The organism is Pseudomonas sp. SWI36, assembly GCF_002948105.1.
Taxonomy (GTDB): domain Bacteria; phylum Pseudomonadota; class Gammaproteobacteria; order Pseudomonadales; family Pseudomonadaceae; genus Aquipseudomonas; species Aquipseudomonas alloputida.
On the sequence record NZ_CP026675.1, the window covers coordinates 1,918,512 to 1,939,624 of the forward strand.

General features: G+C 61.8%; 16 protein-coding genes and 1 pseudogene. 11 read left to right on the forward strand and 6 right to left on the reverse strand.

Annotation, left to right across the window (positions count from 1 at the left end; all coding sequences use genetic code 11):
• Positions 1-34: 34 nt before the first annotated feature.
• The 3 genes and pseudogenes from C4Q27_RS09435 to C4Q27_RS09445 form a co-directional block, all read right to left on the reverse strand.
• Positions 35-1,159: an ABC transporter ATP-binding protein gene (locus C4Q27_RS09435; protein ID WP_003255547.1), complete on the reverse strand. Its 1,125-nt coding sequence runs from the start codon at positions 1,157-1,159 to the stop codon at positions 35-37.
• 295 nt (positions 1,160-1,454) lie between these two features.
• On the reverse strand, positions 1,455-2,087 hold the full coding sequence (locus C4Q27_RS09440) for a response regulator transcription factor (RefSeq protein ID WP_173401663.1): 633 nt from the start codon (positions 2,085-2,087) through the stop codon (positions 1,455-1,457).
• Between the two features lie 7 nt (positions 2,088-2,094).
• Positions 2,095-4,481 (reverse strand): annotated as a pseudogene (locus C4Q27_RS09445) (PAS domain S-box protein).
• Between the two features lie 95 nt (positions 4,482-4,576).
• Between C4Q27_RS09445 and C4Q27_RS09450 the strand changes: the two are divergent.
• On the forward strand, positions 4,577-5,575 hold the full coding sequence (locus C4Q27_RS09450; RefSeq protein ID WP_104886768.1) for an alpha/beta hydrolase family protein: 999 nt from the start codon (positions 4,577-4,579) through the stop codon (positions 5,573-5,575).
• Positions 5,576-5,602: 27 nt separating this feature from the next.
• Here the strand turns inward: C4Q27_RS09450 and C4Q27_RS09455 are convergent, their stop codons facing one another.
• Genes C4Q27_RS09455 through C4Q27_RS09465 form a run of 3 tightly spaced genes read right to left on the reverse strand, consistent with a single transcriptional unit; the run spans position 5,603 to position 8,059 of the window.
• Positions 5,603-6,370, reverse strand: coding sequence for a TerB family tellurite resistance protein (locus C4Q27_RS09455; protein WP_010951746.1), 768 nt, complete (start codon positions 6,368-6,370; stop codon positions 5,603-5,605).
• 1 nt (position 6,371) lies between these two features.
• Positions 6,372-7,043: an N-acetylmuramate alpha-1-phosphate uridylyltransferase MurU gene (gene murU, locus C4Q27_RS09460; RefSeq protein WP_010951745.1), complete on the reverse strand. Its 672-nt coding sequence runs from the start codon at positions 7,041-7,043 to the stop codon at positions 6,372-6,374.
• On the reverse strand, positions 7,040-8,059 hold the full coding sequence (locus tag C4Q27_RS09465) for an aminoglycoside phosphotransferase family protein (protein WP_014755129.1): 1,020 nt from the start codon (positions 8,057-8,059) through the stop codon (positions 7,040-7,042). The genes murU and C4Q27_RS09465 overlap by 4 nt, the downstream gene beginning before the upstream one ends.
• Before the next feature lie 130 nt (positions 8,060-8,189).
• Between C4Q27_RS09465 and C4Q27_RS09470 the strand changes: the two genes are divergently transcribed.
• The 10 genes from C4Q27_RS09470 (at position 8,190) to C4Q27_RS09515 (ending at position 21,066) form a co-directional block, all read left to right on the forward strand.
• Positions 8,190-10,997, forward strand: coding sequence for an LPS-assembly protein LptD (locus tag C4Q27_RS09470; protein WP_104886769.1), 2,808 nt, complete (start codon positions 8,190-8,192; stop codon positions 10,995-10,997).
• Positions 10,972-12,297 (forward strand): peptidylprolyl isomerase SurA, encoded by a 1,326-nt coding sequence (gene surA / locus C4Q27_RS09475; protein ID WP_019750284.1) that lies wholly within the window; start codon positions 10,972-10,974, stop codon positions 12,295-12,297. Before C4Q27_RS09470 ends, surA begins: the two co-directional genes overlap by 26 nt.
• Entirely contained in the window at positions 12,294-13,283 is a 990-nt protein-coding gene (gene pdxA, locus C4Q27_RS09480; RefSeq protein WP_014860204.1) for a 4-hydroxythreonine-4-phosphate dehydrogenase PdxA, read from the forward strand. The genes surA and pdxA overlap by 4 nt, the downstream gene beginning before the upstream one ends.
• Positions 13,280-14,083 (forward strand): 16S rRNA (adenine(1518)-N(6)/adenine(1519)-N(6))-dimethyltransferase RsmA, encoded by an 804-nt coding sequence (gene rsmA / locus C4Q27_RS09485; RefSeq protein ID WP_003255558.1) that lies wholly within the window; start codon positions 13,280-13,282, stop codon positions 14,081-14,083. The genes pdxA and rsmA overlap by 4 nt, the downstream gene beginning before the upstream one ends.
• A gap of 191 nt (positions 14,084-14,274) precedes the next feature.
• Entirely contained in the window at positions 14,275-14,655 is a 381-nt protein-coding gene (apaG, locus tag C4Q27_RS09490) for a Co2+/Mg2+ efflux protein ApaG (protein ID WP_064491652.1), read from the forward strand.
• Positions 14,655-15,521 carry a symmetrical bis(5'-nucleosyl)-tetraphosphatase gene (locus C4Q27_RS09495; protein WP_004576191.1) on the forward strand — a complete coding sequence of 289 codons (867 nt, stop codon included), beginning with the start codon at positions 14,655-14,657 and terminating at the stop codon, positions 15,519-15,521. The genes apaG and C4Q27_RS09495 overlap by 1 nt, the downstream gene beginning before the upstream one ends.
• A 14-nt stretch (positions 15,522-15,535) precedes the next feature.
• Entirely contained in the window at positions 15,536-15,868 is a 333-nt protein-coding gene (gene glpE, locus C4Q27_RS09500) for a thiosulfate sulfurtransferase GlpE (protein ID WP_104886770.1), read from the forward strand.
• Positions 15,869-16,151: 283 nt separating this feature from the next.
• Positions 16,152-18,074, forward strand: coding sequence for a PrkA family serine protein kinase (locus C4Q27_RS09505; RefSeq protein WP_003255563.1), 1,923 nt, complete (start codon positions 16,152-16,154; stop codon positions 18,072-18,074).
• Between the two features lie 155 nt (positions 18,075-18,229).
• Complete coding sequence (locus C4Q27_RS09510) at positions 18,230-19,501, forward strand: YeaH/YhbH family protein (RefSeq protein ID WP_003255564.1); 1,272 nt, start codon at positions 18,230-18,232, stop codon at positions 19,499-19,501.
• Entirely contained in the window at positions 19,498-21,066 is a 1,569-nt protein-coding gene (locus tag C4Q27_RS09515; protein ID WP_010951740.1) for a SpoVR family protein, read from the forward strand. The genes C4Q27_RS09510 and C4Q27_RS09515 overlap by 4 nt, the downstream gene beginning before the upstream one ends.
• Positions 21,067-21,113: the final 47 nt, after the last annotated feature.

Genomic DNA, 21,113 nt, shown 5'->3' on the forward strand with positions numbered 1-21,113 from the left:
TCTCTCCACAGTACAGGGTTGGTGAAGCAATCCATCAATGGGCTTCGGCAATCGGATCGAGCGCGCGGGCGTGCTCCACCTCCCAGCCCAGCGGTACTACATCGCCCACGGCCAACGCCGGGTCGAGCTCGGCAATAGGCTGCTTCACGAAGAAGTCGCCTTTGCCGCAAACCTCCAGACGCACCCGCACGTGGTCGCCCAGGTAAATGAATTCGGCCACCCGGCCAGAGAACCGGTTGACGCAGCTTTCACTGTGGCCGTTCAGGCGCACGCGCTCCGGGCGTATCGACAGGGTCACCGGCTCGCCGGCCTGGCCGACATTCACCGCCAGCGCCTCGACCCGCTCGCCGCGAGGCAACTGCACCTGGCAACGTTTGCCATCGCTGGCCAGCAGGGTGCCGCTGATGCGGTTGTTCTCGCCGATGAAGTTGGCGACGAAGGTGTTGCAGGGCTCTTCGTACAGCGTGCGCGGGTCGGCGATCTGCTGGATTTCGCCCTGGTGGAACACCGCCACGCGGTCGGACATGGTCAGCGCTTCGCCCTGGTCGTGGGTCACGTACACCACGGTCACACCAAGACGTTGGTGAATGTGCTTGATCTCCATCTGCATGTGTTCGCGCAGCTGCTTGTCCAGCGCGCCAAGTGGCTCGTCCATCAGCACCAGCTGAGGCTCGAACACCAATGCCCGGGCCAGCGCCACCCGCTGCTGCTGGCCACCGGACAACTGGCCGGGGTAGCGTTTGGCGAAAGCGTCGAGCTGCACCATGTTCAGCACACGTTTGACCCGCTCGCTGATGTCGGTCTTGCTCAGGTTGCGCACGGTCAGCGGAAAGGCCAGGTTCTCGGCCACGGTCATGTGCGGAAACAGCGCGTAGTTCTGGAACACCATGCCGATATCACGCTTGTGCGGCGGCACGTTGTTGATCGAGCGCCCGCCAAGCTGGATTTCACCGGCGGTGGGGGTTTCGAAGCCCGCCAGCATCATCAGGCTGGTGGTCTTGCCCGAGCCGGACGGGCCAAGCAGGGTGAGGAACTCGCCCTTGCGGATATCCAGGTTGAGGTCTTTGACGATCAGCGACTCGCCGTCGTAGCTCTTCTGCACACCACGGAAGCTGACCAGCGTTTCGCCGGTTGCAGCGTTCGACTTCGCCTCGCTCATGCCTGCACCTTCTTGTTGGATGACTGCGTAGGCAAAAGAGTAGAAGAGACGCAAGCGCCCGAAAATCGGGGGTACTGAGAGAATGCCATCATCCGGATGGAAGATTTGTTGTAGGGATCGCCCTACAAGGATGGCGGGATTGGAATGCCCTTGCGAGCCAACCACGAAACCTGTGGGAGCGGGCATGCCCGCGAAGAGGCCGGCTCAGCCATAGAGATCAGCAGGCCAGGCCCGTTCGCGGGCATGCCCGCTCCCACAGAGGATTCGGGAAGTTTCGGGCACCCGTATGTCGCAATCAGACCAGCTTGTGCTCCATGGCGTACTTCACCAGCTCCGCCAGCGAGTTCACTTTCAACTTCTGCATCAGGCGTGCCTTGTGGGTGCTGATGGTCTTGCTCGACAGCGCCAACTGCTGGGCGATGTCGTTGACGTTGGCGCCTTGGGCCAGGCGCTCGAACACTGAAAACTCGCGCTCCGAGAGCAGTGTGTGCAACGGCCGGGATTCGGTGAGGCCTACTTCGAACACCATGCGGTCGGCCAGCGACGGGTCGATATAACGCCCGCCACCGGCCACCCGACGAATCGCTGTCAACAACAACGCCGGATCACTGTCTTTGGTGGCATAGCCCGCCGCACCGGCCTTCAGCGCCCGCGCCGCCATCTGTGCCTCATCGTGCATCGACAACATCAGGATCGCTGGAGCATCGTGCAGCGCACGGATACGCGGGATCGCCTCCAGGCCGTTCACACCCGGCATCGAGATGTCCAGCAGTACCACCTCGCACGGTGTGTGGCGCAGGGTTTCGAGCAACTGCTCGCCATTACCGGCCTCCCCCGCCACTTGCATGTCCTTGGCCAGGCCAATCAACTGCTTGATGCCTTCACGGACAATGGTGTGGTCTTCGGCCACCAGAACTCGAATCACGATTGCTCTCCTACTCCAACGGAATGGCCACGCTCAGGCTGGTGCCTTCGCCCGGCTCGCTTTCCAGCGTCATGCTCCCCCCAGCATCAGCACCCGCTCGCGCACACCCACCAGGCCAAACGAGGTGGGCCGCGTCTGCTCGCGGCAAAAGCCTTGGCCATCATCACTGACCGTCATGCGCAACTGTCCGCCCTCACGTACCAGCTCAATCTCTACGCTGTGCGCCTGGGCGTGACGCATCACATTGGTCAGCGCCTCCTGGAGGATACGAAACAGCCCGGTGGCCTTGGCATCACTCAATGCTGGCAGATTATCGGGTACTTGCACCAGACAGGGGATTTGCGTACGTGCCTCGAAACGCCGCGCCTGCCATTCGATGGCCGAGGCAATGCCGGCATCGAGGATCGGCGGACGCAAGGCAGTGGCGACATCGCGCACCAACTGGAATAACTGGGCGATCAGGCGTTTCATGCTCGCCAGGCGATCATTCAGGCCAGGGTCCAGCTCGGCATAGGCCAGCTCGCACATCGACACTTCCAGCTTGAGCACGGTCAGCATCTGCCCCAGTTCATCATGCACTTCCCGGGCGATACGAGCTTTCTCTTCTTCACGCACGCTCTCCAGGTGGGCCGAGAGTTCGCGCAACTGCTCCTGGGACTTCGCCAACGCCAGCTCGGCCCGCTTGCCCTGTGTGATGTCCCAGACTACACCGTCCCACACCACCTGGCCGTTGCCCAGATGCCGGGCGCTGGCCTTGATATCGGCCCAGCGCTGTTCGCCCTGCCGGGTGAGGATGCGCCCCTGCCAGGACCAGTCCTGGTCGCTGGCCAGGGCCAGGTCCTGCACCCTGTGATAATCAGCACGGTCCTCGGGGTGCACCAGGTTGCGCAGGCCCATCTGCGGGTGCTGGATCTCGCTGGGTGCATAACCCACCAAAGCCTCGCTACCCTCACTGATATAGGGGAACTCCAGATCGCCCTCGGCCGGGTCACGCTCCAGGCGAAACACCAACCCTGGTACGTTGCCAGCAATGCCCTTGAGCCGCGCCTCGCTTTCGCGAAGGGCCGCCAAGGCACGGTGGCGCTCGGTGACATCGGCGAGGTAGACCACCAGATATTCGGAATCACGAAAGCGCAGAAAGCTCAGCGACAGCTCCACGGGTAGCAAGCTTTGATCAGCCCGCCGGCATTGCGTCTCAAATTGACCGACACCCCCCGCCCCCGTACGCGCCCCCTTCCACAGCTCTAGCCACCGGTCCATGTTCAGGCTCGGCTCGAAGTCGCTCAGCGGCCGCTCCAGCAACGCCCCTTCGCTGTAGCCCAACATGCGCTCGGCGGCATGGTTGGCGTAACGCACATGGCTGTCCCAGTTGACCCAGAGGATACCTACGGTGCTCTGGTCGATGGCGAACTGGCTCAGGCGCAACGCCTCTTCGCGCACCTGGCGCTCAACAAGGCTTTCTCGCGCGGCCAGCAGGCTGCGCTCCAGCTGGCGCTGCTGACGGCGTTGCCACACCAGCGTGGCCAAGGCACACAACAGCAACAGACCGAACAGCAAGGCCATGTTCTGCCAGAAGCCCGGCGACTCGCTCAGGCGCGGGTACTTCGGCTGCAACCAGCGCTGATGCAGTTGTTCCAGCTCCTTGGCCGGCACTGCCTGCAAGCCACGTTCAAGTACATCGGCCAGCAGCGGCCAGTCGCGCCGCGAACCGATACGCAACAGTTGCGGCAGGCCGATATCGCCGACCACCGCCAGCTCACCGAACTCGCTCTCGCGCGACAGGCGGCTGAGCTGCGCTTCATCCAGCACGGCGAAACTGGCCTGGCCACCTACCACCAGTTGCAAGGCCTCACGATCGTCGGGCACCCCCTGCAGGTTGAGGTTGCCGTAGTTGCCGCGCAGGTAATCCGCCAGCGGGCTGGGCATGCGCACCGCGACGCGTTGCTCGGCTTCAAGCTTTTCCAGTTCCACGGCCATGGCCCCGGTGCGCGGCCCCACCACCAGCTGTGGCACGCGCATGTACGGGTCGCTGAATAGCCACAGGCGCAGGCTGGCCGGCGTCTGGGTAAGGCCAGGGGCGAAGTCGATTTCGCCGCTCTGCAGGGCATGTTCCAAACTGGCCTGGTCAGTGAAGTTACGCCAGGTGAGGTCCAGCCGCAGCGTCTGCGCCAGGCTGTTCACCAGCTCCACATTGGCCCCATAGAGTTGCTGCAGTCGCCGGTCGAACTGGGCGTAGGGCGCCTGCAACACCAGGCCGACACGCAGGCTGCGGTGGGTGTCCAGCCACTGCTGCTGGTCAGGCTCCAGCACCACAGTTGGCAGCGCCTCGGGCTTGGCCCAGGCAATCAAGGGCAGCCACAAGCAGCCGATAACCAACAGGCGACGCACTCGCTTCATCTATACGCTCGACTTGGCAAAGACGGCCATGCAGCATGGCCGTCACGGGCAAATACTATTAGGCTGCCGGTTTCATTCTGGCCTTGGGTTGACTCATGTCCACACTTTATCGCACGACGCTGGCAATGTGCTGCCTGGCCTCGGTCCTTCCACTCGGCGCCCTGGCCGCCGATGCCGAAAAACCACCTGCAAATGCCATGGCACCGGCTGCCGAGGCACCACGCCCACCCTTGCTGGAACGCAGCCAGGAGGATGCTCTGGCGCTGGAACGGCTGCTGCCCAAGGCTGAGCAGCAGACCCTGCAGGCCGGTGCCGACAGCTTCCTGGCCCTGTGGAAGCCGGCCAACGACAACGATCCGCAAGGGGCGGTGATCATTGTCCCTGGTGCAGGCGAAACGGCCGACTGGCCAAATGCAGTCGGCCCACTGCGGCAAAAATTCCCTGATATCGGCTGGCACAGCCTGAGCGTCAGCCTGCCCGACCTGCTCGCAGACAGCCCGCAAGCGCGGGTCGAAGCCACACCACCGGCAGCGCCTGCGCCAGACAAAGGCGAAAGCGCACCGGTCAAGGACGTTCCGGCCGATGCCAACGCCAACGTGGCCCAAGCCACCGCAGCCGATGCCGACACAGCAGAAAGCACCGATGCCGAACAAGCCAGCGAGCAGACCGACCCGGCAGATGCCGAACGCATCTTCGCCCGCCTGGATGCCGCCGTGGCGTTCGCCCAACAACACAATGCCCGCAGCATCGTACTGATCGGCCATGGTAGCGGTGCATATTGGGCGGCGCGCTACCTGAGCGAGAAGCAGCCACCACAGGTACAAAAACTGGTGATGGTCGCTGCGCAGACCCCTGCACGGGTGGAGCAGGACCTGGAAAGCCTGGCCCCAACCTTGAAGGTACCCACGGCCGATATCTACTACGCCACCCGCAGCGCTGACCGCAACGCAGCCCAGCAACGGCTGCAGGCCAGCAGGCGGCAGAAGGATAGCCAGTACCGACAATTGTCATTGATTGCCATGCCAGCAAACAAAGCGGCGGAACAAGAGCAATTGTTCCGCCGGGTGCGGGGGTGGATGAGCCCTCAGGGCTGAGTCAGGCTTGATCCTTGTGGCGGGGCGTCAAAGGCCGCGCCGCTTGCGGATCATGGCATAGGCCTGGTGCAACTCACGGGTACGCGCGGTTGCTTCACGCACCTGCGCCTCGCTGGCACCGGTACCTGCCAGCTTGTCCGGGTGATGCCGGCTGACAAGCCGACGATACGCCTGCTTGACCTTATCGGTGTCGGTGTCTGCGTCCACCGCCAGCAAGCGCAACGCTGCCGCGTAGGTCATGGGCACGCTTTCTGCTCCCGTGGCCTTGCGCGGCTCGTACTCCAGGGACATGGCCTGCACCTGGCGCCGGCTCATGCCCAGCTTCTGCCCCCAGTCCAGCAGCAACTCACGCTCCTTGTTGCCCATCTTGCCGTCAGCCCAGACCATGCGCCAACAGGCCCGCAAGGTACCTTCCGCCGCGTGGGGCTGCTGACTGATGCGCCGCAGGTGCCCGCCAAGCCGGTCCTTGCCCGCCTTGCCACGGTTGAACGCATTGATGGCGCGCAACCGGGCTGCCTCGGCCAGGTCCAGGCGCACCATCTCCTGACGCGCCTGCTGGATATGCTGCTCGGCTACCCGTCCATCGCACTTGGCCAGGCGCCCGAGCATCACGAACAACAACTCGTCGTCGCGTAATGCAGGGCGCCCACCCAGGCGTTCGCGCATGTCTTCCCAGCCTTGCAAGCGCAGCCGGCGGTCGATGGCCTGCCCAAGCAACGCACCGAGCAAGGCACCCGGTATGCTCGCAACGGCAAAGCCGGCACCCACACCTATCACCGTGCCTGGCCACCACATGTCAGGCGCGCTCGCCAATCAGAGACTCAGCCTCGGCCAGGCGTTCAAGCGTGCCAACATCCACCCAGTGCCCACGGTAGTGTTCGCCAGATACCTTGCCGGCCGCCATCGCCTGGCGCAGCAACGGTGCCAGCTTGAAGGCACCCGCCTGGCAACCTTCGAACAGCGCCGGGTGCAGCACGGAAATGCCGCTGAAGGTCAGCGTGCCGGGCGCGTCATCGCCGTCAACGACCTGCTCGCCCACCAGGCGGAAGTCACCACGGCCGTGATGGCCAGGGTTGTCGACCAGTACCAGGTGAGCCAGGCCTTGCAGGGGAGCCTGCAATCGCGCGAAGTCGTAGTCGGTCCACACATCGCCATTCACCAGCAGGAACGGCGCATCACCCAACAAAGGCAGGGCCTTGAAGATGCCGCCGCCGGTTTCCAGCGGTTCACCTTCAGGTGAATAGCGAATGCTCAGGCCGAAGCGGCTACCGTCGCCCAGATGGTCTTCGATCTGCTGGCCAAGCCAGGCATGGTTGATCACCACTTCGGTCACGCCCGCTGCCGCCAGGGCGCGCAGGTGGTACTCGATCAGCGGCTGGCCGGCGACCGGGACCAACGGTTTTGGGGTGTGCAGGGTCAGCGGGCGCATGCGCTCGCCCTTCCCCGCAGCCAGGATCATGGCCTTCATGCACGCGCTCCGGCCTGCAACTCGGCAATCAGCTCACCCAGCTCCGCCAATTCGGGCCGGCGACCGATCACTTCATTTATATAGGCGAAGAAACGCGGCACGTCGCCCAGGTAACGCGGCTTGCCGTCGCGGTGGCAGATACGGGCGAAGATGCCGATCACCTTCAGGTGCCGCTGCACGCCCATCAGGTCACTGGCGCGGTGGAAGGCTTCGAACTCGGCGTGCACCGGGATGCCAGCCGCCTGCGCCTGCTGCCAGTAGTCGCTCAGCCAACCTTCGACCCGCGCCTGCGGCCAGCTGACAAAGGCGTCCTTGAACAGGCAGGTAATGTCGTAGGTGACCGGGCCGTATACCGCATCCTGAAAGTCCAGCACACCAGGGTTGGGGGTGCTCTGCATCAGGTTGCGCGGCATGTAGTCACGGTGTACCAGCACCTTGGGCTGCGCCAGGGCGCTGTCGATCAGCAACTGGCTGACGCGCTGCCAGGTGGCCTTCTGTGCATCGGTGAAGGTCAGGCCCAGCTCACGCCCCACGTACCATTCGGGGAACAGTTCCACTTCACGGCGCAGCAGGGCGTCGTCGTAGCTGGGCAGCGGTGCGTCCATTGGCAAACGCTGGAACTTCAGAAGGGCATCGATGGCGTCGGCGAACAGGCCATCGGCGTTGTCTGCATTGATGATGTCAAGGTATGTCTGAGTGCCCAGATCCCCAAGCAGCAAAAAGCCGCGTTCCAGGTCCTGGGCGTGGATCAGCGGCACATGTACGTCAGCGCTGGCCAGCAGGTGGTCGATGGCGACGAACGGTCGGCAGTTCTCCTGCGGGGGGGGCGCATCCATGATCACGAAACTGTGGCCAGCACCCTGCCAGCGGAAATAGCGGCGGAAGCTGGCGTCGCTGCTGGCAGCGGTCAGGCTGCCTGCAGGCACCTCGCCCCAGGCGTTGTCACGGAAAAGATCATTGAGCTGCTCATCGAGCCAGACCGTCAGTTGTTGCAGGCGTACATCGTGTTCAGGCATTGCAAGGGTCTCCGACGGCCCTAGCCGTCAAGCGGGTCATGCTTTATTATCCAGCATCTTTTTCAGACCATCGAGAGGCGTGCGGCCCCACACGCGGGCAGATGGCACGCAGGAAGCCCGGACTAATAAGATGGCATTGAAATCCCCCGCGTTTCGTAGAAAGTTTCCGTTGCTGGTAACCGGCGGTCTGCTGGCCCTGCAACCTCTGGCCACCTCATACGTAGTGGCAGCCGAACAGTTCGACTGCCAAGTGTCCGCCGCCGGTGGTTGGGACTGCAAGCCCAAAACCCCAGTCAACAACTTGCCGCCGCGCCCGGTGCACGAAGGTGCAGCCGTCAGCTCCGGCACCGAAGCGGCGGGCGAAGCCGAAACTGCGGACCGGCCCGTGCTGGTTACCGAGGCCAAGGGCCGTGGTCTGAAGTCGCGCAGCGAAGACTACAGCCACCTGGACTGGGTGCCGCGTGAAAAGCTCACCGCCGCGCAGCTGGCTGAAACCGGCCCATACTGCGGTGGCGCGTATATCGAGCCAACCCGCCCGGGCATGGCCGACACCACGCCGAAGGACGAGTCGCCGACCTACATCAATGCCAAGGTATCCAAGTACCAGCAGGAGCAGCAGATCGCTACCCTCGCCGGTGACGTGGTGATGCGCCAGGGCAGCATGCAGGCCGAAGCCGACGAGGCCAACCTCTACCAGGCCGAAAACCGTGGCGAGCTCAAGGGCAACGTCAAGATCCGTGACAACGGTTCGCTGGTGGTCGGTGACGAGGCCCAGATCCAGCTCGACACTGGCGAAGCCCAGGTCGACAACGCCGAATACGTGATGCACAAGTCGCACATCCGCGGCAGTGCCCTGTACGCCAAGCGTGGCGAAAACGCCATCATCCGCCTCAAGGACGGTACGTACACCACCTGCGAACCGGGCAGCAACGCCTGGCAGCTGAAAGGCAACAACATCACCCTGAACCCGGCCACCGGTTTCGGTACTGCGACCAACGTTACGCTTCGGGTCAAGGATTTCCCGGTGTTCTATACACCGTACATCTACTTCCCGATTGACGACCGTCGCCAGTCCGGCTTCCTGCCGCCGTCGTTCAGCACCAGCAGCGACACCGGCTTCATGCTGGTCACGCCGTACTACTTCAACCTGGCGCCTAACTACGACGCCACGTTGTACCCGCGTTACATGGCCAAGCGCGGCCTGCTGATGGAAGGCGAGTTCCGCTACCTGACACCTTCCAGCGAAGGGCAGTTCGGCGGCGCCTACCTGAACGACAAGAACGACGACCGCAAAGATCAGACGGATTACAAAGATCAGCGCTGGATGGTCAACTGGCAGCACAAGGGTGGCCTGGACGAACGCCTGATGACCGAGGTGGACTACACCGACATCAGCGACCCGTTCTACTTCCAGGACCTGGAATCCGACCAGATTGGCGTGGAAAGCCGCGACCTGCTGAACCAGCAGGGTGCGTTGACCTACCGCGGCGACAGCTACACCGCGCGGTTGAATGTGCATGCCTACGAGATGGCGACCATCTCGCAGATCACGCCGTATGATCGCCTGCCGCAGCTGACCCTGAACGGTACGCTGCCGTTCCAGCCTGGCGGTTTGAACCTTGGGTACGAGACTGAAGCTGTTCGCTTTGATCGTGACCTGAAGGACGATTTCGTTCTGGACGAAGATGGCAATCCAGACGCCAGCGCCGGCGTACCCGGTCGTCGTCTTGACGAAAACATCTTCGGTGTAGCGCGTGCCAACGGTACCCGCCTGAACGTCGCCCCGTCCATCAGCCTGCCGATGGAGGCCAGCTACGGCTACATCACGCCGAAGCTGAAGTACATGTATACCCATTACGACCTTGACCTGGATAGCAAGGGCAAGAGCGACATTGCTGCCGCGAACGCAGACACACTGGACGTGTTCGGCGACTACAAAAGCAACCTGAACCGCGATATCCCGATTCTCAGCGTCGACAGCGGCCTGTATTTCGACCGCAACACCTCGTTGTTCGGCACCAACTACCGCCAGACCCTCGAACCGCGCATGTTCTACCTCTATGTCCCGTACAAGGACCAGATGGACATCCCGCTGTTCGACACGGGTGAAACCCTGTTCAGCTACGACTCGCTGTTCCGTGACAACCGTTTCAGTGGTACCGACCGCATCGGCGACGAGAACAAGCTGTCGCTGGGCGTGACCACCCGCTGGATCGAGGAGAACGGCTTCGAGCGCCAGAACTTCAGCATCGGCCAGGCTTACTACTTCAAGGACCGCAAGGTCCAGCTGCCAGGCATCGATTACCGCACCCGCAAGGACGCGCAGTCCGATGTATCGCCATACGCCCTGATGTACAACTACTACTTCAACCGCGACTGGCGCTTCAATTCGGACTTCAACTGGGACCCGGACAGCCGCAGCACCCGCTCGGGCAGCGCGATGTTCCACTACCAGCCTGAAGACAACCCGAACAAGATCGTCAACCTCGGTTATCGCTACCGTAACGACACCATTGCCTACGACTCGACCACGGGTACCTGGAAAGTGGGCGGCGGTGACTATGGCACCCCGGGCGATCCGAACTACATCAAGGATTACTACAAGATCCAGCAGCACGACTTCTCGGTCATCTGGCCGATCGTGCCGCAGTGGAACGTAATCGCTCGCTGGCAGCATGACTACAACCGCAACCGTACCCTGGAAGCCATGGGTGGTTTCGAATACGACAACTGCTGCTGGAAGCTGCGCCTGATCAACCGTTACTGGATCGACTACGACGATTTCAGCCAGGCCCTTCCACAGAACGAAAAAGGCGACCACGGTGTCTTCCTTCAGATCGTCCTGAAAGGCCTCGGCGGCGTAGTTGGCAACAAGGTCGAGTCTTTCCTCGACCAAGGCATTCAAGGTTACCGTGAACGTGAAGACCAAGCTTATTGATCGTCTGCGCCCAGTGTTGCTGGGCGTCGCTTTGCTGAGTGGCGCGGTGCATGCCGCGGTGCAACCTCTTGATCGCGTGGTGGCTATCGTCGACAACGACGTGGTCATGCAAAGCCAGCTGGACCAGCGTGTCCATGAGGTCCAGCAAACCATCGCCAAGCGCGGCGGCGGCGTGCCGCCGACCAGCGCTCTGGAACAGCAGGTACTGGAACGCCTGATCGTCGAGAACCTGCAGCTGCAGATCGGCGAGCGCTCTGGCATCCGCATCACCGACGAAGAGCTGAACCAGGCCATTGGCACCATTGCCCAGCGCAATGGCATGTCGCTGGACCAGTTCCGCGCGGCGCTGGCCCATGACGGCCTGTCGTTCGACGACGCTCGCGAGCAGGTCAAGCGCGAGATGATCATCAGCCGCGTGCGCCAACGCCGCGTTGCCGAACGCATCCAGGTGTCCGAGCAGGAAGTGAAGAACTTCCTGGCCTCGGACCTGGGCAAGATGCAGATGTCGGAAGAGTACCGCCTGGCCAACATCCTCATCCCGACCCCGGAAGCCGCCAACTCGGACGATATCCAGAAGGCTGCGCGCAAGGTCGGTGACGTGTACCAGCAACTGCGCCAGGGTGCTGACTTCGGCCAGATGGCGATTGCCAACTCGGCCAGCGAAAACGCCCTGGAAGGCGGCGAGATGGGCTGGCGTAAAGCCGGTCAGCTGCCACCCGACTTCGCCAAGATGCTCAGCAGCATGCCGGTGGGCGAAATTACCCAGCCTATTCGCATCCCCAACGGCTTCATCATCCTCAAGCTCGAGGAGAAGCGCGGCGGCAGCGAGAACGTACTGCGTGACGAAGTGCATGTACGCCACATCCTGATCAAGCCAAGCGAGATCCGCAGCGAGGCGGCCACCCAGCAGCTGGCCGAGCGCCTGTACGATCGGATCAAGAACGGCGAAGACTTCGGCGAACTGGCCAAGAGCTTCTCGGAAGACCCGGGTTCGGCACTCAACGGCGGCGACCTCAACTGGGTCGATCCGAACAGCCTGGTACCGGAGTTCCGTGAACAGATGGCCAATGCCCAGCAAGGCGTGGTGACCAAACCGTTCAAGACCCAGTACGGCTGGCACGTTCTGGAAGTGCTGGGCCGCCGCGCCACCGACAGCACCGAGCAGGCTCGCGAACAGCAGGCCCTGAGCGTACTGCGCAACCGCAAGTACGACGAAGAGCTGCAAACCTGGCTGCGCCAGATCCGCGACGAAGCCTACGTTGAAATCAAGCTGCCTGGCGCTGACCAGGCCGCCCAGTGAAGCCCCTGCGCTTCGCCGTCACCCCCGGCGAGCCGGCCGGCATAGGCCCCGACCTGTGCCTGCTGCTCGCCGCAGACGCCCAGCCCCACCCCCTGATCGCCATCACCAGCCGTGACCTGCTCGCCGAGCGGGCCACGCAGCTGGGGCTGGCCGTCAGCCTGCTGCCGGTAGCCCCGGGCCAATGGCCTGACCTCCCGGCACCCGCAGGTAGCCTGTACGTCTGGGATACCCCCTTGGCGGTCCCGGTGGTGCCAGGCCAGCTCGACAAGGCCAACGCAGCGTTCGTGCTGGAAACCCTGACCCGCGCTGGGCAAGGCTGCCTGGACGGGCACTTCGCCGGGATGATCACGGCCCCGGTTCACAAGGGAGTGATCAACGAAAGCGGTATCGCCTTTTCCGGGCATACCGAATTCCTTGCCGAACTGACCCGCACCGCACAAGTGGTAATGATGCTGGCCACCCGCGGCCTGCGCGTGGCCCTGGTGACCACGCACCTGCCACTGCGTGATGTTGCCGACGCTATCACTGCAGAGCGCGTCGAACGTGTAACCCGTATCCTGCATGCCGACATGCGCGACAAGTTCGGCATTGCCAACCCGCGTATCCTGGTGTGTGGCCTCAACCCGCACGCGGGCGAGGGCGGCCACCTGGGCCGCGAAGAAATCGACATCATCGAGCCGACCCTGGCCCGCCTGCGCACCGAAGGCATGGACCTGCGCGGGCCGCTGCCGGCCGATACCCTGTTTACCCCCAAATATCTGGAGCACTGCGATGCGGTGCTGGCGATGTACCACGACCAGGGCCTTCCCGTACTCAAGTACAAAGGCTTCGGCGCAGCAGTGAACGTGACCTTGGGCCTGCCAATCATCCGCACGTCGGTTGACCACGGCACCGCCCTGGACCTGGCCGGCACTGGCAAAGTCGACACCGGCAGCCTGCGCGTCGCACTGGAAACCGCCTACCAGATGGCCGAGAACCGACCATGAACGAGCAATACCAACACCGGGCGCGCAAGCGCTTCGGCCAGAACTTCCTGCACGACGCCGGTATCATCGACCGCATCCTGCGTGCCATCAACGCCAAGGCCGGCGAACACCTGCTGGAAATCGGCCCGGGCCAAGGCGCCCTGACCGAAGGCCTGCTGGGCAGTGGCGCACAGCTGGACGTGGTGGAGCTGGACAAAGACCTGGTGCCGATCCTGCAGCACAAGTTCGCTGATCGCAGCAACTTCCGCCTGCACCAGGGCGACGCCCTGAAGTTCGACTTCAACCAGCTGGGCGTGCCGCCGCGCAGCCTCAAGGTGGTTGGCAACCTGCCCTACAACATCTCCACCCCGCTGATCTTCCACCTGCTCAGCCACGCCGGGCTGATCCGCGACATGCATTTCATGCTGCAGAAGGAAGTGGTCGAGCGCATGGCCGCCGGCCCTGGCGGCGGTGACTGGGGGCGCTTGTCGATCATGGTGCAGTACCACTGCCGCGTGGAGCACCTGTTCAATGTCGGCCCTGGTGCCTTCAACCCACCCCCGAAAGTGGATTCGGCAATCGTCCGCCTGGTGCCGCACGAAGTGCTGCCGTTCCCGGCCAAGGACCACCTGCTGCTGGAGCGTGTCGTTCGCGAAGCGTTCAACCAGCGCCGCAAGACCCTGCGCAACACCATGAAAGGCCTGCTGGACAGCGCCGCCATCGAGGCTGCTGGCGTTGATGGCAGCCTGCGTCCTGAACAGCTCGACCTGGCAGCCTTCGTGCGCCTGGCTGACCAACTGGCTGATCAGCAACAAGCCTGATTTAGCCCGTTCCGGCCTCTTCACGGGCCACAAGGGATCGCACAACCCTCAAATCCTGTGCGACCCCTTGTAGGAGCGGGTTTACCCGCGAAGAGGCCGACACAGCCCCCCCCAAGCCCGATCACCGCTGGCCCTCCCCCCTCCCAATGGCCTAGACTGCATTATTGCGTCAGTTCGCCCAAGGCCCTTGCATGTCCGACCCCCGCTATCAAATCGACGTCAGCGTCGTGACCCGCTACCTGAAAGAACAATCCGACCCCGAAAACAGTCGCTTCGCTTTCGCCTACACCATTACCGTGCAGAACAACGGCTTGCTCAGTGCCAAGTTGCTGTCGCGCCACTGGCTGATCACCAACGGTGACGGCGAGGTAGAGGAAGTACGCGGCGCCGGCGTGGTCGGCCAGCAACCCAACATCGACCCTGGCCAGAGCCACACTTACAGCAGTGGTGCCGTCATCAGCACCCGCGTTGGCACCATGCAGGGCAGCTACCAGATGTTCGCCGAAGACGGTAAGCGCTTCGACGCCGAGATTGCCCCCTTTCGGCTGGCAGTGCCCGGAGCGCTGCACTGATGGCCACCTACGCCGTCGGTGACCTGCAGGGCTGCCTGCAGCCACTCAAATGCCTGCTCGATCGCGTCAGTTTCAACCCCGCCGTCGACCGCCTGTGGCTGGTCGGCGACCTGGTCAACCGCGGCCCCGAGTCACTGGAAACCCTGCGCTTCCTGTACTCGATCCGTCATTCACTGGTCTGCGTGCTGGGCAACCATGACCTGCACCTGCTGGCCGCCTGGCACAACGTCGAGCGCCTCAAGAAAAGCGACACACTGCGCGAGATCATCGAAGCGCCGGACGCCGACCAGCTGTTCGACTGGCTGCGCCAGCAGAAGCTGCTGCATTACGACGAGCCCCGCGGCATCGCCCTGGTTCATGCCGGCATACCGCCACAATGGACCCTTGGCAAAGCCCTGGAGCTCGCTGCCGAGGTCGAGGAAGTGCTGCGTGACGACACCCGCCTGCAGCTGTACCTCGACGGCATGTATGGCAACGAGCCGAACAAGTGGAGCAAGAACCTCGCCGGCGTCGAACGCCTGCGGGTCATCACCAACTACTTCACCCGCATGCGCTTCTGCACGGCCGATGGCAAACTCGACCTCAAGAGCAAGGAAGGCCTGGGTAGCGCGCCCAAAGGCTACAAAGCCTGGTACGCGCACAAGGACCGCCGCTCACGCCACGTGAAGATCATCTTTGGCCATTGGGCCGCTCTGCAGGGTGAGGTCACCGAGCCCGACGTCATCGCCCTGGACACTGGCTGCGTATGGGGCGGCGCCATGACCCTGTACAACGTCGACAGCGGCGAATACCACCGCTGCGACTGCGCCGACGACGGCACCCTGCGCCAGCCGGCACAACCCACTACACTCAACGACCACACCTGAAGGAAGTAGTACCCATGAGCGAATTCAAGCGCATCCCTCCTGAGCAGGCCTTGGAGCTTCGCAAGAAAGAAGGTGCGGTCGTCGTCGACATTCGCGACCCACAGGCCTTCGCCGCCGGCCACATCACCGGCGCCCGGCACCTGGATAACCACTCGGTCGCCGATTTCATCCGCAACGCCGACCTCGACGCGCCAACCTTGGTGGTCTGCTATCACGGCAATTCCAGCCAAAGCGCTGCCGCCTACCTGATAGGCCAGGGTTTCTCCGACGTGTACAGCGTGGACGGCGGCTTCGAACTGTGGCGTGCGACCTACCCGGCCGAGACCGCCCAAGGCAGCACTGAATAATTTTTTTAATTTTTCCTGCAGCCCGCGCCCCGTGCGGGCTTGCGGCTTATCTGACGAACGGTCATTCGTAACTTCTGCCCTCCTCGCCCCTTGACCTTGCAGATAACCAACTACGCTTAAGCTCAGGCCATCCAAAAAAGGGGAGAGCCGGTACACCGGCGTGCGGGTCATCGGTAGCGTTACAGGGTGTTCTGGGGGTATACAGCAATCGGCCAACCCGGTTGCATGCCAGCATCAGCTGACTGATCCGGCGTCGTCTCCACGTATCGAGCGAGGTGACGTCATGAGTATTTTTAGCCACTTCCAACAACGTTTCGAGTCTACGCGCCAGGAAGAACTCTCGCTGCAGGAGTACCTCGAGCTGTGCAAAGAGGATCGCAGTGCCTACGCATCGGCGGCCGAACGGCTGTTGCTGGCCATCGGTGAGCCAGAACTGATCGACACCTCTACCAACTCCAGGCTGTCGCGCATCTTCTCCAACAAGGTTATCCGCCGCTATCCGGCCTTTGCCGACTTCCATGGCATGGAAGAGTGCATTGACCAGATCGTGTCGTACTTCCGCCACGCCGCCCAAGGCCTGGAAGAGAAGAAACAGATCCTCTATCTGCTGGGCCCGGTAGGCGGCGGCAAGTCCTCGCTGGCGGAAAAACTCAAGCAGCTGATGGAAAAGGTGCCGTTCTACGCGATCAAGGGCTCGCCGGTATTCGAGTCACCTCTGGGCTTGTTCAATGCCACCGAAGATGGGGCCATTCTCGAGGAAGAGTTCGGCATCCCACGGCGCTACCTCAATACCATCATGTCGCCTTGGGCCACCAAGCGCCTGCAGGAGTTTGGCGGGGACATCTCCAAGTTCAAGGTGGTGAAGCTGTACCCGTCGATTCTTAACCAGATCGCCATTGCCAAGACCGAACCCGGCGATGAAAACAACCAGGACATCTCGGCCCTGGTCGGCAAGGTCGATATCCGCAAACTTGAGGAATACCCACAGAACGACGCCGATGCTTATAGCTACTCGGGCGCGCTGTGCCGGGCCAACCAGGGCCTGATGGAATTCGTCGAAATGTTCAAGGCGCCGATCAAGGTCCTGCACCCCTTGCTCACCGCCACACAGGAAGGCAACTACAACAGTACCGAAGGCCTTGGGGCGATCCCCTATACCGGTATTCTGCTGGCGCACTCCAACGAATCGGAGTGGCACACCTTCCGTAACAACAAGAACAACGAAGCGTTCATCGACAGGATCTATATCGTCAAGGTGCCGTACTGCCTGCGGGTCAGCGATGAAATCAAGATCTACGACAAACTGCTGGTCAACAGCTCGCTGTCCAAGGCCCACTGTGCGCCAGATACGCTCAAGATGCTGGCTCAGTTCACAGTGCTTTCGCGCCTGAAAGAGCCCGAGAACTCCAATATCTATTCCAAGATGCGCGTTTACGACGGGGAAAACCTCAAGGACACCGATCCAAAGGCCAAGTCGATCCAGGAATACCGGGACTCTGCGGGTGTCGACGAAGGCATGAACGGCCTGTCGACGCGCTTCGCCTTCAAGATCCTGTCCAAGGTGTTCAACTTCGACCCACACGAAATTGCCGCCAACCCGGTGCACCTGCTGTATGTCCTCGAACAGCAGATCGAACAGGAGCAATTCCCGGCTGAAGTGCGCGAACGCTATCTGCGCTACCTGAAGGAATACCTGGCACCGCGCTACATCGAGTTTATCGGCAAGGAAATCCAGACCGCCTACCTGGAGTCCTACAGCGAATACGGCCAGAACATCTTCGACCGCTACGTGTTGTATGCAGACTTCTGGATCCAGGATCAGGAATACCGCGACCCGGAAACCGGCGAAATTCTCAACCGCATTGCGCTCAACGAGGAACTGGAAAAGATCGAGAAACCGGCTGGCATCAGCAACCCGAAAGACTTCCGCAACGAGATCGTCAACTTCGTACTGCGCGCACGCGCCAACAACAATGGCAAGAATCCAAGCTGGCTGAGTTATGAAAAGCTGCGGGTCGTGATCGAGAAGAAAATGTTCTCCAACACCGAAGACCTGCTGCCGGTCATCAGCTTCAACGCCAAGGCCAGCAAAGAGGACCAGAAGAAACACAACGACTTCGTCACCCGGATGGTGGAGCGTGGCTATACCGACAAACAGGTGCGCCTGCTGTCGGAATGGTACCTGCGGGTCAGGAAATCGCAATAAAGCGGCAAGCTACGAGCCGCAAGCTGCAAGCTGCCTGGCGTTGGCATTGCTGCCCACGTCACAGCTTGCAGCGGCGGTGGCTGCTCTTTCTTGCAGCTTGAAGCTTGTGGCTTGCAGCTTGTGGGTTGCAGCTGCATCCAGTCACCGGAGGGACCATGAGCTACGTTATAGACCGACGCCTGAACGGCAAGAACAAGAGCACGGTCAACCGCCAGCGCTTCCTGCGGCGGTACCGCGAACATATCAAGAAGGCCGTCGAAGAGGCGGTGAGCCGCCGTTCCATCATGGATATGGAACACGGCGAGCAGATCAGTATTCCCGGGCGCGACATCGACGAACCCGTCTTGCATCATGGTCGCGGGGGCAAACAGACCATCGTGCATCCTGGCAACAAAGAGTTCACTGCCGGTGAACACATCCCACGGCCGCAAGGCGGTGGAGGCGGTGGCGGTCGCGGCAAGGCCGGCAATTCCGGCGAGGGCATGGACGAGTTCGTCTTCCAGATCACCCAGGAAGAATTTCTCGAATTCATGTTCGAAGACCTCGAGTTACCCAACCTGGTCAAACGTCACCTGACTGGCGCCGACACCTTCAAGACTGTTCGCGCCGGCATCGCCAACGAAGGCAACCCGTCACGCATCAATATCGTGCGCACCCTGCGCTCGGCCCATGCCCGGCGTATCGCCCTGACCGGCAGCAGCCGCGCCCTGCTGCGCGAAGCACAAAAGGAACTCGATCGCCTGCGGGTCGAAGAGCCGGACAATTTCACCGATATCCAGGAAGTCGAACAGGAAATCGAGCGCCTGAAGGCACGTATCAACCGCCTGCCCTTCCTCGACACCTTCGACCTCAAGTACAACCTGCTGGTCAAGCAACCCAACCCCAGCTCGAAGGCAGTGATGTTCTGCCTGATGGACGTATCCGGTTCGATGACCCAGGCCACCAAGGACATCGCAAAGCGCTTCTTCATCCTGCTGTACCTGTTCCTCAAGCGTAACTACGAGCGCATCGAAGTCGTGTTCATTCGCCACCACACCAGTGCCCGGGAAGTCGATGAAGAAGAGTTCTTCTATTCGCGGGAAACCGGCGGCACCATCGTCTCCAGTGCCCTCAAGCTGATGCAGGAGATCATGGCCGAGCGTTACCCGGCCAGCGACTGGAACATCTATGCCGCGCAGGCCTCTGATGGCGACAACTGGAACGACGACTCGCCCATCTGCCGCGACATCCTCTCCAAACAGATCATGCCGCATGTGCAGTACTACACTTACGTTGAGATCACCCCCCGTGAACACCAGGCGCTGTGGTATGAATACGAGCGTATCGGAGATGCTTTCCCCGACACGTTCGCCCAGCAGCAGTTGGTATCGGCCGGCGACATCTACCCGGTCTTCCGTGAACTCTTCCAGCGCAGGTTAGCCACATGACCGCCAGAGCACAGAGACGCCAACCCATTTCCACTGGGTCCGAGTGGACGTTCGAGCTGATCCAGACCTACGACCGGGAAATCAGCCGCTTGGCCGAGCGTTACGCCCTGGACACCTACCCCAACCAGATCGAGGTCATCACTGCCGAACAGATGATGGACGCCTACGCCTCGGTCGGCATGCCGCTGGGCTACCACCACTGGTCCTACGGCAAGCAGTTCCTCAGTACGGAAAAGTCTTACAGCCGCGGCCAGATGGGCCTGGCCTACGAGATCGTGATCAACTCTGACCCCTGTATCGCCTACCTGATGGAAGAAAACACCATGTGCATGCAGGCACTGGTGATTGCGCACGCGTGCTACGGCCATAACAGTTTTTTCAAAGGCAATTACCTGTTCCGTACCTGGACTGACGCCAGTTCGATCATCGACTATCTGGTGTTCGCCAAGCAGTACATCGCCCAGTGCGAGGAGCGCCACGGTATCGATGCTGTGGAGGATTTGATCGACTCCTGCCATGCCCTGATGAACTACGGTGTCGACCGCTACAAGCGGCCTTACCCTATTTCTGCGGAAGAAGAGCGGCGCCGGCAACAGGAGCGCGAAGAGCATCTTCAGCGTCAGATCAACGACCTTTGGCGGACAATTCCGAAAAACGCTGAAAAGGGTAACGACCGCGATGAGGGGCGCTTCCCCGCCGAACCGCAGGAAAACATCCTGTATTTCATCGAGAAGAACGCCCCGCTGCTCGAACCCTGGCAGCGTGAAGTAGTGCGCATCGTGCGCAAGATCGCCCAGTACTTCTACCCGCAGCGCCAGACCCAGGTCATGAACGAAGGTTGGGCAACCTTCTGGCACTACACCCTGATGAACGACCTGTACGACGAGGGGCTGATTACCGAAGGCTTCATGATGGAGTTCTTGCAGTCGCACACCAGCGTGGTGTTCCAGCCCGGCTTCGACAGCCCGTACTACAGCGGCATCAACCCCTACGCACTGGGCTTTGCGATGTACACCGACATCCGCCGCATGTGCGAAAACCCCACCGAGGAAGATCGCCACTGGTTCCCCGAAATTGCCGGCAGCGACTGGCTTTCTACCATCAAGTTCGCCATGAGCAGCTTCAAGGACGAGAGCTTCATCCTGCAGTACCTGTCGCCCAAGGTGATGCGCGACCTCAAGCTGTTCAGCATCCTCGATGACGACCAGCGCGACGACCTGCTGGTGCCCGCCATCCATGATGAGGCTGGCTACCGGGTGATTCGGGAGCAGTTGGCAGCGCAGTACAACCTGGGCAACCGTGAACCGAACGTACAGATCTGGAGCGTCGACCGCCGCGGAGACCGCTCACTGACCCTGCGACACCAGCAACACAACCGCAAACCGCTGGGCGACTCGACCGACGAAGTGCTCAAGCACCTGCATCGCCTGTGGGGCTTCGATATCCACCTGGAGACCGTGCAAGGCGAGCAAGTGATGAGTACTCACCACATGCCGCCACGCGGCGAACATAGCGAAAGCGCCGACTACGGCCGTATGGACCTGGCTGTTATCCACCACCTCTGATGCGACCCCATGACCGCCGACGGGTTATCCTGTCGGCAGTTATGGAG

Coding starts and splice junctions, on each gene's coding strand:
- glpE (WP_104886770.1), top strand. CDS start 15,536: ATGAGCGAATTCAAGCGCATCCCTCCTGAGCAGGCCTTGGAGCTTCGC.
- C4Q27_RS09495 (WP_004576191.1), top strand. CDS start 14,655: ATGGCCACCTACGCCGTCGGTGACCTGCAGGGCTGCCTGCAGCCACTC.
- C4Q27_RS09505 (WP_003255563.1), top strand. CDS start 16,152: ATGAGTATTTTTAGCCACTTCCAACAACGTTTCGAGTCTACGCGCCAG.
- C4Q27_RS09465 (WP_014755129.1), bottom strand. CDS start 8,059: ATGCCTGAACACGATGTACGCCTGCAACAACTGACGGTCTGGCTCGAT.
- C4Q27_RS09515 (WP_010951740.1), top strand. CDS start 19,498: ATGACCGCCAGAGCACAGAGACGCCAACCCATTTCCACTGGGTCCGAG.
- C4Q27_RS09450 (WP_104886768.1), top strand. CDS start 4,577: ATGTCCACACTTTATCGCACGACGCTGGCAATGTGCTGCCTGGCCTCG.
- C4Q27_RS09470 (WP_104886769.1), top strand. CDS start 8,190: ATGGCATTGAAATCCCCCGCGTTTCGTAGAAAGTTTCCGTTGCTGGTA.
- apaG (WP_064491652.1), top strand. CDS start 14,275: ATGTCCGACCCCCGCTATCAAATCGACGTCAGCGTCGTGACCCGCTAC.
- murU (WP_010951745.1), bottom strand. CDS start 7,043: ATGAAGGCCATGATCCTGGCTGCGGGGAAGGGCGAGCGCATGCGCCCG.
- rsmA (WP_003255558.1), top strand. CDS start 13,280: ATGAACGAGCAATACCAACACCGGGCGCGCAAGCGCTTCGGCCAGAAC.
- C4Q27_RS09455 (WP_010951746.1), bottom strand. CDS start 6,370: ATGTGGTGGCCAGGCACGGTGATAGGTGTGGGTGCCGGCTTTGCCGTT.
- C4Q27_RS09510 (WP_003255564.1), top strand. CDS start 18,230: ATGAGCTACGTTATAGACCGACGCCTGAACGGCAAGAACAAGAGCACG.
- C4Q27_RS09435 (WP_003255547.1), bottom strand. CDS start 1,159: ATGAGCGAGGCGAAGTCGAACGCTGCAACCGGCGAAACGCTGGTCAGC.